Source organism: Mesorhizobium sp. B3-1-8 (assembly GCF_006439495.1).
In the GTDB taxonomy this organism is placed as follows: domain Bacteria; phylum Pseudomonadota; class Alphaproteobacteria; order Rhizobiales; family Rhizobiaceae; genus Mesorhizobium.
The window spans coordinates 100,074-112,509 of sequence record NZ_VFTK01000025.1 but is presented as its reverse complement, the minus strand read 5'-3'; the positions used below and the strand labels follow the sequence as shown (position 1 = coordinate 112,509).

General features: G+C 63.2%; 9 protein-coding genes and 1 pseudogene. 2 read left to right on the top strand and 8 right to left on the bottom strand.

Annotation, left to right across the window (positions count from 1 at the left end; all coding sequences use genetic code 11):
* A pseudogene (locus FJ424_RS22550) lies at positions 1 to 1,327 on the bottom strand (hypothetical protein); the annotation flags it as partial.
* A 322-nt stretch (positions 1,328 to 1,649) separates the two neighbouring features.
* On the opposite strand from FJ424_RS22550, the gene FJ424_RS22545 reads away from it, so the two are divergent.
* Positions 1,650 to 2,600: a transglutaminase-like cysteine peptidase gene (locus FJ424_RS22545; protein ID WP_140655299.1), complete on the top strand. Its 951-nt coding sequence runs from the start codon at positions 1,650 to 1,652 to the stop codon at positions 2,598 to 2,600.
* 86 nt (positions 2,601 to 2,686) lie between these two features.
* Here FJ424_RS22545 and FJ424_RS22540 read toward each other — a convergent pair whose 3' ends face one another.
* The 4 genes from FJ424_RS22540 to FJ424_RS22525 are packed head-to-tail and all read right to left on the bottom strand — an operon-like array spanning position 2,687 to position 8,242.
* Positions 2,687 to 3,328 (bottom strand): ribbon-helix-helix domain-containing protein, encoded by a 642-nt coding sequence (locus FJ424_RS22540; protein ID WP_140655301.1) that lies wholly within the window; start codon positions 3,326 to 3,328, stop codon positions 2,687 to 2,689.
* A complete protein-coding gene (locus FJ424_RS22535) occupies positions 3,318 to 4,607 on the bottom strand; it encodes an HlyD family type I secretion periplasmic adaptor subunit (RefSeq protein ID WP_140655304.1) in 1,290 nt (429 codons plus the stop codon). Before FJ424_RS22535 ends, FJ424_RS22540 begins: the two co-directional genes overlap by 11 nt.
* A 15-nt stretch (positions 4,608 to 4,622) precedes the next feature.
* Entirely contained in the window at positions 4,623 to 6,755 is a 2,133-nt protein-coding gene (locus FJ424_RS22530; RefSeq protein ID WP_140655306.1) for a type I secretion system permease/ATPase, read from the bottom strand.
* Positions 6,756 to 6,793: 38 nt separating this feature from the next.
* On the bottom strand, positions 6,794 to 8,242 hold the full coding sequence (locus tag FJ424_RS22525) for a TolC family protein (RefSeq protein WP_140647723.1): 1,449 nt from the start codon (positions 8,240 to 8,242) through the stop codon (positions 6,794 to 6,796).
* A 410-nt stretch (positions 8,243 to 8,652) separates the two neighbouring features.
* On the opposite strand from FJ424_RS22525, the gene FJ424_RS22520 reads away from it, so the two are divergent.
* Positions 8,653 to 9,993: an NAD(P)H-dependent oxidoreductase gene (locus FJ424_RS22520; protein WP_140655309.1), complete on the top strand. Its 1,341-nt coding sequence runs from the start codon at positions 8,653 to 8,655 to the stop codon at positions 9,991 to 9,993.
* 7 nt (positions 9,994 to 10,000) lie between these two features.
* Here FJ424_RS22520 and FJ424_RS22515 read toward each other — a convergent pair whose 3' ends face one another.
* From FJ424_RS22515 to FJ424_RS22505, 3 genes are all read right to left on the bottom strand, one after another.
* Entirely contained in the window at positions 10,001 to 10,288 is a 288-nt protein-coding gene (locus FJ424_RS22515; RefSeq protein WP_140655311.1) for a PTS sugar transporter subunit IIB, read from the bottom strand.
* A gap of 14 nt (positions 10,289 to 10,302) precedes the next feature.
* The gene (locus tag FJ424_RS22510) at positions 10,303 to 10,764 is read right to left on the bottom strand and encodes a PTS sugar transporter subunit IIA (RefSeq protein ID WP_140655314.1); all 462 of its coding nucleotides are present in this window, start codon (positions 10,762 to 10,764) and stop codon (positions 10,303 to 10,305) included.
* Positions 10,765 to 10,952: 188 nt separating this feature from the next.
* Positions 10,953 to 12,359: a PTS transporter subunit IIC gene (locus tag FJ424_RS22505; protein WP_140647719.1), complete on the bottom strand. Its 1,407-nt coding sequence runs from the start codon at positions 12,357 to 12,359 to the stop codon at positions 10,953 to 10,955.
* Positions 12,360 to 12,436: the final 77 nt, after the last annotated feature.

Below are 12,436 nucleotides of genomic sequence, written 5' to 3'. Positions count from 1 at the left end.
CGCCGACGCTGGCCGGATTGCCGGACGTGGCATCGTCCAGGTTGGCGCTGGTGTCGCCCTTGGCAACGCCGACGACGCCACCGCCGGCATCCTTGCCGTCCGCGCCGAATACGTCATTCACGAACACATCGCCAGTGATGGGTGCCTGGCTGCCGGCCGGCACGTTGCCGATATCCGCGTGCGCCGTCGGCACGTCGTCGACGATCTGCACCGACAGCGTCCCCGGAAGCGAGATGTCGCCGTCGCTGTCGGTGACCGTCACCGTCATGTTGTCGTAGACCGGACCGTCGCCGTCCGGATGCTGTACGCTGTGCAGCAGCATGTAGGTGTAGCTCACCTGGCCGGTGGCGGCGTCATATCCGGTGATCGTCAATGTGCCGTCCGGCGTGGTCACGGTGACGTGCTGATTGGCGCTGTTGGCAAGGGCTGCGCCCGAGATCACCTGGCCGTTGACGGTCACCGAGCCGATGCCATCAGGCGAACTGATGGTGAAGGTGCCGGTGTTGTGCTCGGAGGGATCGCCGTCGGAGCCAGGCGCCGCCGCTTCGCCAGAACCTTCCGAGCCGGAGCTCGCCGGCAGGCCCTTTTCATTGACGATAGTGTCGCCGCCGCTGGTCGACGGCGTCAGGTCGAGGATCGTCGGCGTCGAGTCCGGCAGCAATCCCGGGAATAGCTCGCGGTGCTCCGGCTGGCCGAACGCCAGGTCCGTCGGCGGCAGCAGCGACGTCAGGCCGAAGCCGTCGCCGATCCCACCGGCGGGATGTTCGAAATTTCCGCCCGCGCTGCCCGGCGAGCCGTTGCCGCCGGCCGAGATCGAGCCGTCGGCGCCGAAGGCGACATCGACATGGCTTGCCTCGAGCGCGGCGATCAGGGCCACGCGCGGCACCTCGACGTCGCCGAGGATGAAGGTCGGCACGTTCAGTGCGGCGTCCTTGATGACGATCTGGGATCCGTCGGGCTGCGTGAGGACGAGATCATGTCCGTCGACTTTGATGTTGTCGATCGACACGCTGGCCGGAAGCTTTACGACGTTGCCGGCCTCGACGTGATATTCATGGGGGATATTCCCTGCCGCTGCATTTGCCGCCGTTGCGGGAGCGTTGGAAGCAGGGGCCTTGGCATCGGCTGCCGGCTGGTTCGCGGCTGGCGTATTGGCCGTGCCCTGCGCCGGCGCGCCGCTGCCGACGTCGACCGGCACCGGCTCGCTTGCAGCCTGGCCGGTGGTCGCCTGCGCGACCTGGACACCCGTCGAGATATGATTTTCACCAGCACTCGTGTGCTCGTCCCAGGAATTTGAAACGGCGTCGAATTCGATATTGGTTGTCATAGCTAAAGCCCCTCCGGCATTTCCCGGAAAGAGACATGTCAGGCCTGGACTTTGCAACAGACATTCAACCTATTTCATATACTCGAATATGTAGAGAATCGCATTTTTTACACTTGGTAAATCGCGATGATATATCTGGATATGCATGATCTTAAGGAAGGCGGGTTGACCGCGCCGCGCGCCTCCGCCTTGGTAAATGGAAGTATAATTTTGAATAAAATTTGACGCAAAATAGAATAGAGTGATTCGCGGAAATTTACCTACCTTCTTTTCCGATAATTTGAGACAAGATTGGTAGCGTCCACAGTCAAAGGTGGGCGTTATGAAAATACAAAAAGCAGCCCCGACGGGGATCAAGGTTCTCTTGCTGGCGATCGGCCTTGCCGGTTTGGCAAATCCATCGTCCGCCGGCGCGAATCCGGGCCCGGATCCGGTCCTGCAAAAGGTGCTTGCGCCGGCGAGCCTCGGCGGTGTTTCGCTGGCCCGGCCGCTGCCTTGGCGGGCGGCCACCGCTTACCGGATCGCGGAGGTTTCGGCAGGCTACGCGCCGGCAGCGGCTTACGCGGTTGAAGCGCGCTCGAGCGCCGAGGCTGATCCCGGCATCGACCCGATCCAGACCGCCGCGATCATCCCCGGCGTCTTCGGCTCCGTCGCTTTGTCGATGCGCAACTTTCCGGTCGCGGCGCGCTGGACTCCCGTCTACAAGGCCATCGTCGATTGCACCGCCGGCAGCGTCTGCGACCGCGAGAGCCCGGCTTTCGCCGAGATCATCAACATTGCCGCCGACAAGGGTTTTCGCGAGAAGCTCGCTTTCGTCAACAGCAGCATCAACCGCCTGATCGCCTATCGCAAGGACAGTGTCGTCTACGGCAAGCTCGACTATTGGGCGAAGCCTTCGGAAATCCTCGAACATCGCGCCGGCGATTGCGAGGATTTCGCCATACTCAAGATGGCGGCGCTGCTCAGGGCCGGGATCCCGGCGCAGAGCATGTCGCTCGTGGTGCTCCAGGATCGCCGCCGCAAGTTCTTCCACGCCGTCCTGTCGGTAAGCACAGGAAGCGGCGCCTTCATCCTCGACAGCCTCGGCAACGCCGTTCTGCGTGACAGCGAACTGCCCGATTATGTTCCGCTCTATTCCTTCAGCACGGATCGCGCCTGGATCCATGGGTCGAAGTCCGGCGCGCAGATCGCCGACATCACCGGCGGCTTCGCGACCGTCGCTCCGGGTGAAGGCTCGCCGGAACCATCGGCGGCTTCGAGCCTGAGGCAGTAGACTGTAGCGGTCGACGTTCCACCAGGACGCAGAACCGCTCGATCCCGCCAGGGAAGCCGCGACGCGCCTTTGTTCCTGGAATTTTCCTACCCGTTGTAGACGAAAGCCATCAGCAGTTCCGGATCGGTGACAGGCGCGCGCACGGCGCTGAGCTGGCCGCGATAGCGGCGCTCGCCCGCGCCGATCACGAAGCCGCTGGTGACCGGCGTTTCGCCATTGGCGTCGAGGCGGGCGAAGATGTCGGGAACGTTGAGGTCGAGCGCCAGCTTCAGGTCCTGGCGCCCATCCTCGCCCGGCGCGCTCGGCAACTGACGCCTGACCAGTTGCTGGAACGGCGTGTTGAAGGCCAGGATCTTCTTCGAAGAAGACAGCGCGAAGGCGGGCGAGGGGCAGGCGATCAGGATTGCGTTGATCGTGCGGATCGAAGCGAGCTTGCGCAATTCCATGCTTTCCTCGGCGAGGCCGCGCATGCAGGCGACACGGATCGCCGAGGTGAGATTGCCCTGGTCGGGATGGTGTTCGGCGATCTCCTCGACCAGCATGCCGATCGTGCATTTTCGGCTTTCGGCCATCTGCTTCAGCGACACCCAGAAGGCGCGCTCCAGCCGGATGCCGCGACGCACGCCGCCGCGCGCCACGACGCGGAATTCCGGGCCGAAATCCTCGGCCGCGAGCGCCGGCAGCAGCCGTTCGCGCGAAGTGTCGGGATGGATGGCGCTATCGCTCACTCATTGCCTCCTGACGCGCCTTGTTGATGGGCTTCAAAAGATAGTTGAGGATCGTCTTGCGTCCGGTCTTGATGTCGACCGAGCAGATCATACCGGGGATGATCGAATAGGTCTTGCCGTTCCTTGTCAGCGTCGACTTCTCGGTGGCGACCCGCACCTGGTAGTAGGGCTCGCCCGTCTTCTGGTCGACGAGGCTGTCGGCGGTGATGTTGGAGACCTTGCCCTCGATGCCGCCGAAGATCGAGAAATCATAGGCCGTGACCTTGATCAGCGCCTCCTGGTTCGGCTGGATGAAGGCGACGTCGCGCGGCGAAACCCGCGCCTCGACCAGCAGCGTTTCGGAGGTCGGCACGATGCCGGCCACGACCGCGCCTGGCTGCACGAAGGCGCCGAGCGTGTTGACGTCGAGCGTGTTGACGATGCCGTCGACCGGTGAGCGGATGTCGGTGCGCGCCACCTTGTCGGTGGCGCCGCGGATGGTTTCGTCGACCACGGAAAGATCGGCGAGCGCCTGCGTCAGGTCGCTCAACGCCTCCTGCTGCAATTGCAGGCCCAATTCGTTCACCTGAAGCTGCGCCTCGGTGATAGCCGACTTGGTCTTCTTGATGGTCTCGCCGGCCAGGGTCAACTGCCCGTGAAGGTCGGTCTGTTCCCGCTCGACGCGGATCTGTTCGGTCCTGGCCATCAGGCCTTTCTTGACCATGGGTTCGACCAGCGCCGCTTCCTGGTCGGTGACGGCAAGGCTCTTGGACAGGCGGTCGGCATTGGCGGTGGCCTCGTCCAGCTCTTTCTCGCGCTGGTCGAGGCGCGATTTGAGAACCGACAGCTTGACCTCGAAATTGTCGCGGCGCGCCACAAGCAGCTTTTGCTCGTTGTCGCAGATCTCCGGCGCGACTTTCTGGATTTCCACAGGGCAGGGAAACGACCCTTCGACACTGCCGCTCTGCTCGAACTGCAGCCTGGCGATGCGCGCCTGCAGCGCCCGCGCCTTGGCCTTCTCTTCGCCAAGGCTCGACGTGTTGCCCGAATTGTCGAGACGGATGATGAGGTCGTTCTTCTTGACGGTCTGGCCGATCTGGACGGCGATCTCCTGCACGACGCCCGGTTCGCTGGCCTGAATGATCTGCGTCTTCGAAGCGGGTATCACCTTGCCGTCGCCGCGTGCGATCTCGTCCACCTCGGCGAACGACGCCCAGGCCGTGAAACACACGAACAGCGCTCCGACGATGTAGACGGACGCCGAGGCGAATAGGGGTGGCCGGTCTTCCCTTGCTAGCATGTCCATGCGTTCCGGTCAGGCATTTGCCTTCTGCAATGCCTGGATGACTTGTTCCTTCGGCCCGTCGGCGACGACGCGGCCCTGGTCGATGACGATGAGGCGCTCGGCAAGTTCCAGCATGCTGTAGCGATGGGTCGACACGATCAGCGTCGTGCTGCGGTCGAACGCCACCTTGAGCTGCTTGATCAACTGCCGTTCGGAAGCGAGATCCATCGAACCCGATGGCTCGTCCAGGAAGACGATCTTCGGCTTGGTCAAAAGCAGCCGCGCGATTGCCACCGCCTGCCTTTGTCCGCCCGAGAGACTGGTGCCCCGCTCGCCGACATTCATGTCGTAGCCACGCGGATGCCGCGAGACGAAGTCGTCGACGCCGGCGGCCTTCGCCGCATCGATGATCTCCTCGTCGGTGGCTTCCGGCGCCGCCATCAAGAGGTTCTCCTTGATGGTTCCCGAAAACAGGTCGCCGGCCTGAGCGACGATGCCGACCGCGGCGCGGACCTCCGAGGGATGGTATTGGCGGATATCGATGCCGTCGATCAGCAATTCCCCCGACGTCGGCAGGAAAAGCCGGCCGATCAGCCGGCCCATTGTGGTCTTGCCGGAACCGATACGGCCGATGATGCCGACCCGTTCGCCGGGCCGGACCGCGATGTTGAGCCCGCTCAGAACCTCGTTTTCCGTGCCCGGATAGGCAAAGCCGACATTCTTGAAGACCAGCGCCCCGCTGCGGATCGGCCGGTTGACGAAACCGACCGTATCGGGGCGGTCCTCCGGCTGCGACATGATCGTGTTGATGATCCTGAGCGACAGCATGGCCTGCCGGAACCGGGCAAGCGTGATGGCGATCTGGCCGAGCGGCGCCACGGCGCGGCCGGCCAGCATCACAGTGCCGATGATGGCGCCTGTCGAGACATGGCCTTCCGAGAACGCATAGGCGCCGCCAACCACCAGGGCGACCGTCACGAATTGCTGGATGGCGCCGGTGATGTTGCCCGCCGCCGCCGAGAGCTCCTTGATCTTCTCCGACGTGTTGGCCGCGTTCTTCGAGTGCTCGCCCCATTTGCGCAGCAGATAGGCTTCGGCGCGCAGCGACTTGATCGTTTCCAGCGTCGAAATGGATTCGACCAGCAGCGCCTGGCGTTGCGAGGCCTCGTTCATCGAGGCCGCGACCCGCTTGCCGATTCGCCGCTGCGTGATCAGCCCGACGATGACGGAGATGACGAAGGCCAACGCCGGTATGATCACCAGCCAGCCGCCGATGGCGTAGATGACAGCCAGGAAGACGAAGACGAAGATCGTATCGATGAAGACGCTGACCGTGTTCGAGGTGAAGAACTCGCGCACGAATTCGTATTGGGTGACGCGGTTTGCATATTCGCCCGTCGACCCGGGCCGCGCCGAAAGCGAGGAATTCAGCACTTTCTCGAACAGCAGATAGGAGATACGCAGGTCCGCCTTGCGGCCGGCATAGTCGATCAGCGACGCCCTGGCCGTTTTCAGAAGCAGGTCGAATAGGATCGCCGCGCCGATGCCGAGCGCCAGCACCCACAGCGTCGAGATCGCCTTGTTGGGCAGGATCCGGTCGTAGACGTTCATGGTGAAGATCGGCGAGGCGATCGCCAAAAGATTGATGAAGACCGCCGACAGCACCACTTTCGAATAGGTGCGCCAGAACGACCCCATGGTGCCGGTCAGCCAGTGGCGCCTTTCGATCCGCGCGGCGGTGCCGACCGTCATCTCTTCGGCCTGGTTGGCATAGGTGATCGAGAAGGATGTGCCGCCGCTGATGTAGCTTTCGGCGAGTTCCGACCTGGCGATCGTGGTGCGGCCGTTTTCCTGCGGCGCCGTCAGATATTGCCCGTCCTCCATTTCCGCCAGGAGGGCGACCGGCAATTGGCTGACGCGGAAGATGATGGCCGGAAGATCGAAGCGGCCACGCAGGAAATCGCGATGGCTGAAATCCTGGACCTCCAGGCCGATGCGCTCGGCCAGGTGGCGGATTTCGTCGGGCTCGATGCGCGTCTCCGAAATCGGCACGCCGGCGAACAGCACGGTTTCCGCGCTCGGCCTGCCGAGATAGGCCGCGACAGCGCAGAAGCAGGCTTTGAAAGCCTCCTTGGGCGATAGGATATTAGGTTGCTGGTTCACGATCCGCCCCGAAGGACCGAAGATCGACGCTACATCGGCTACTTTTTCCTGACCGGCGCGAGGATGTCGAACGGCAGATCGTTCTTCTGCTCCGACGGCGTCCGCGCATAGGTCTCGGTATCGGCCGTAGCCGGCACACCGAATTCCTCACGGGCGTAGGCCGCGGCCTGCTTGGCCGGCTGGATGTTGAGTGTCTTCAGCAATTCGCCGGTCGCGGCCAGCAGCCGGTACTGGGCAAACAGCGACGCGTAGGACGACGTGTCGGCCAGTGTCGCGGTGTTGAAGCGCGTGTTCTGGGCATCGAGCACATCGAGCAGCGAGCGCTGCCCGACCTTGAACTGCTCGCGATAGGAGGCGACCAGCTTTTCATTGGTGGCTGCCTGCTGCCGCAGCGTCTTTGCCAGTTCCGCCTGGCGGAAGCGGCGGTCCCACGAGGTGCGCACGGCTTCCTCGATTTCGCGCAGCACCTGGTGCATCGCAAGCCGCTGCTCGCTGGTGCGGCGGATCTGTTCCTGTTCGTTGGCCTTGTCGATGCCGCCGCGATAGAGGTTCCAGCGCAGCACCACTCGGGCCTGCAGGTCGCTCGCGTCGCCATTGTCGCCGTCGATGTCATAGCCGCCCCGGGCGACGCCTTCGGCGGTGATCGTCGGGCCGTACTTGGCCCGCGCCGCGTCGACCAGCGAAGCGGCGGCATCGATGTCGCTGTTGGCCATATGGACGCGTGGATTGTTCTGCCTGGCGAGCCCGATCGCATCGTCCAGCGACCGCGGCAGGGCGGCTGCGACATCGGCCGGCCGCGACGCGTTGGTCAGCGGCTTGCCGACATTCTTGAAGAAGCGGATCTTGGCCGCCTCGAGTTCTTCGGTCGCTTCCTGCATCCGCGCCTTGGCCGCATAAAGGCGTTCCTCGGCCTGCTGCCGGTCGGCGTCGTTGAGCGCGCCGCCCGCGATGCCTTGCTTGATGTCGCCGAGGATGGACTGATGGAAGCCAAGGTTCTTCTTGGCTTCGGCCACGATCGAAGCCTGCAGCATGTATTCCAGATAGTCCTGGACGACTGCGAGCCCGATGAACTCGGACCGTTCCAGAACCCTGAAGGAAGCGCCGTCGACCCGCGAGGCCTGGCGGTTCAGTTCGGCCCGCCTTGCGCCACTGTCATAAAGCGTCTGCGAGACCGTGAGATCGGCCTCGTTCGGATAAAGCGCTTCATGATCCTGGTCGAGTGCTCGCCGTGTATCGTTGTCCAGGCGGCGAACGCCAGTCGATGCTTCCAGATCGACGCTGGGAAGATAAAGGCCTTTGGCCTGTCGCAGCTCGAATTCGATCGCTTCGCGGTTTTCGATCGCCTGTCCAATCTCCGGATTGGATTCCACAGCGACGGCAACGGCTTCTTTGAGTGTGAGTGCGCTGGCGCTACCACAAGCCAGCATCGACACCGTGACAGCAAGCGCAACGCGCCAGCCGACGGTAATTTTACCCGTCCTGGTCATTTCTACCCCGCGACTATCCCCGCGCCATTTTTTTTATTGGCGCTTATTTGCCCAAGCCTGCCACCGGAGCTTTCGGCCAGTATCTATCAGATTTTTCGAGGTTGTGAGCATATAATGGATTAGACACCCCTTAAAAGTACGATTTCGGACATTAGGGCCAAAACCTGTAGCAAAAATGGCACAGAAACCGGGGGCGGCCGTCGGACTTTTCCCGTTCAAAGAGCGCTGCAATGGTTAATGGCCGGAAAGAAACGGCGAATCGTGCGGCGGCCATGCACAAGCTCCCGCAAAATCTGCTGCGGCCTTGCAAAGCATGCGCAAGAAATCGCCGTTTCAGCCTGGTTTGATTGGCAAAAGCGGATCGTTCCCTGTATTGCGGGCCGAAGCAAAAAAGCCGTGGATTTTCTTGCATGACCAATGTCGCCTTGACCGGGCTTGCCCGCGATCTTGCCCGGCGCGCCGCCGAGGGCAGGCCGGTGCGCATCGGCGTCATCGGCTCCGGCGAGATGGGTACCGATCTGGTGACGCAGGGCATGCTGATGCCGGGCATTTCGATCGCGGCCATTTCCACGCGGCGCCCGCACACCGCCCGCGAGGCGATCCGCATCGCTTATGGCGACGAGGCGATGGCGGCCGAGACCGAGACCGGCTCCCGGGTCACCCGGGCGATCGAGAGCGGCAGGATCGCCATCACCTCGAACGAGATGCTGGTCACCAACCCGCTGATCGACGTCGTCATCGACGCCACCGGCAAACCCGGCGTTGCTGCCGATTTCGACCTGATGGCCATGCAGCATGGCAAGCATCTGGTGATGATGAATGTCGAGGCCGACGTGACCATCGGCTGCTACCTGAAGCATCAGGCCGACCGGTTGGGTGTCGTCTATTCGGTCGGCGCGGGCGACGAGCCGTCGAGCTGCATGGAACTGATCGAGTTCGCCTCGGCGCTTGGGCTAGGCATCGTCGCGGCCGGCAAGGGCAAGAACAATCCGCTCAACCATGACGCCGTTCCGGACGATTATCGGGAAGAGGCGGCGCGGCGCAACATGAACCCGCGCATGCTGGTCGAGTTCGTCGATGGCTCGAAAACCATGGTCGAGATGTGCGCCATCGCCAATGCCACCGGCCTGGTCCCGGATGTCCCCGGCATGCACGGCCCCAAGGCCGATCGCGATCAACTGGCCAAGGTTTTGATCCCAGGGGAGGACGGCGGCCTCCTGTCGAGGAAGGGCGTCGTCGACTATACGATCGGCAAGGGCGTGGCGCCCGGCGTCTTCGTCATCGTCGAGGCGATGCATCCGCGCGTTGTCGAGCGCTTGGACGATCTCCATGTCGGCCACGGCCCCTATTACGGCTTGTTCCGGCCCTTTCACCTGACTTCGCTGGAGGTGCTGCTCACCGCCGCCCGCATCATGCTCCACGGCAAGCCCGACATGGTGCCTCTGCCGAGGCCGGTGGCCGAAGTCTGCGCGGTCGCCAAGCGCGACCTTGCCGCGGGCGAGACCTTCGATGCCATCGGCGAGACCTGCTACCGCTCCTGGACCATGACGATTGCCGATGCGCGCGCCAGTCGTGCCGTGCCGGTCGGTCTGCTCGAAGGCGGCAAGGTGCTGAAGTCTGTCAGGAAGGGTGCGTTGTTGACCGAGGACAATGCTGCGCCGGACCGGACGACGAGGCTCTACGCCCTGCGCCGGCTGCAGGATGACATGCTCTACGGAGCGAAGGTTGCTTCACCAGCCCTGTGGGGCTGAGCCGCTGCTATTTGCGCAGTTCCGCCTCGATGTCGTCAAGCGCCTTGTCCTTGCCGATGCCGGTGAGGAAGGGGAGCCCTTTGATCACCGGCTTGGTCACGGATGCCGAGATGGGCGTGGTGGCGACGATAAAGTCGACGCTATCGGCCAGTCCGGGCACTTCCGTGGCCTTGGCCTGCTGCGCGTGAAAGCTGAGGCCGCGCTTCTTCATCGCCTCGGTCACCGCGGCATTGACCGCCGTCGAGGTCGCGACGCCCGTGCCGCAGGCAAAAAGAATGGTTTTCTGTCTGGACATGTTCTTTCCTCTTGTCAGCTGAGAATGGCGCGGACGTCATCGAAGGTCCTGGCCGTCCTCAAGCCATCCAGCGCCGCTGGATTCTGGATGGTGGCCATGACGGTCTGCAGCGTGTCAATCTGCTTGTCCTTGTCATTGATGGCAAGCAGGAACACGAACCCCACCGGCAGCTTCTCGTCGGGATCTTCCATATTGGCGAAGGTGACGGGTCGCTTGAGCGTGCCCATCGCCAACCCCGGCTTCAGCACATGTTCGGGGTCGGTGTGCGGAACCGCGACATTGTCGGCGCGCTCCAGCGGCAGGCCTGTCGGGATCGTCATCTCGCGCCGCACGACGGCGTCGGCGTAGCTGCTCTTGACGTAGCCCAGCGCCTCCAGCCTGGAGGCCAGGATGCGGATGATCTCCTCATTGGTCGAAGCGTCGGAGCCGAGGACGACCGCCTCGGGGTCCAGCAGTTGGATCAGGCCATTCGACAAGGGCTACTCTCCATCGATGCGGGCCGTGCGCCCCGCCGTATCGGCTTCGGGGCGCACGATCGTTTCAGTTTCAGGCTGGAGCATGATCCCGAAAAAGTGGGAACCGGTTTTCGGAGAAAGATCATGCTCCAACAAAAAGTTGGATCGTGACGACGATTCAACGAAACGCCATCACGATCTAAACCGGCTCAGGCAGTGCCTTCGGCCGGCTCGTCCTCGGCGCCGGCGGCGCGTTCCCAGCCGAGCGGGTTGCGGCGGTAGAACAGGAACAGCGCCGCGATGACCACCGCGATGATGACGATACCGATAACGCCGAGCCCCTGGATGGCTTCGATGATCACATAAGGAACCCAGAGGAACCCGTCGACCACGGAGGTGATCTGCAGCGCATCCGCCGGCAGCTTGAAGCCCGACGCGACGGCAGCACTTGTGAACAGCGGCGCCAGCGCGTTGGCGACGTAGAAGCCGACGGCCAGCGTCACGGTGCCGATGACGACCATGCGAAAGACGTTGCCCCTGACCAGCGGCGCGGTCATCGCGACGATGAACGGAATGACGGCGAGGTCGGCGAACAGGATGACGCGGTTGCCGGGCAGGATGATCGACAGGATGATTGCGATCGGCACCAGGATCAGCGACGACGAGATCGCCGCCGGATGGCCGATCAGAATGGCGGAGTCGAGCCCGACCAGCAGCTCGCGGTCGCCGGTGCGCTTGCGCACGAATTCCTGCGCGGCGTCCGAAACCGGGAGCAGGCCTTCCATCAGGATCTTCACCATGCGCGGCAAAAGCAGCATCACCGCCGCCAGCGTCATGCCGGTGCCGAGCACCTTGGCCAGCACGGTGCCGAGATCGCCGGCGTTGTAGAAGGCGATCAGGCCGAGCACCAGGCCGATGATGAGCCCGAGTATCACCGGCTCGCCGAAGACGCCGAAGCGGCGCTCGATGGTCTCGGTGCTGATGTTGATGCGGTTGATCCCGGGGATACGGTCCATGATCCAGTTGAGGACGATGGCGATCGGCAGGATCTGCGCCGAGGCGAGATGCGGCACGGAAATGCCGGGCACGCCGTAGAACTGCTGCACCGCGCGCGCCGACCAGTCGGCGAAGAGCAGCGCAAGCGCCGCGACAAGCGCCGCAATGATGATGCCGTATGCCAGATTGTTGGTGGCGGCGACGACCAGCGAGCCGACGAAGGCGAAATGCCAGAAATTCCAGACGTCGACATTGAGCGTGCGTGTCATGCGCGTGAGCAGAAGCACGATGTTGACCAGGATGCCGACCGGAATGACCCAGAGGCCGACCGACGAACCGAAAGCAATCGCGGCGGCGGATGGCCAGCCGACATCGATGATGTCTCGATGGATGCCGGTGTTGGTGACGATCGCCTTGGCGACGTCGCCGATCGAGGTGAACATCAGGCCGAGCACGAGGTTGATGCCGATGAACGCGACGCCGATCGTGATGGCGGCGCGGAAGGCCTTGCTGACCTTGGCTCCAAGGACCACGGCGATGATGAAAATGACGATCGGCAAGAGCACTGTCGCGCCGAGCGTGTCGATAGCTCCCTTTAAGCCTGCAAGTATGGTGTCCATTCTACCTCCCCAGGGGCATCGGCTTCGGCTCGAAGCATGAATGATGCCCGCAACTCAATGACGCCTCGGCCCTCCCG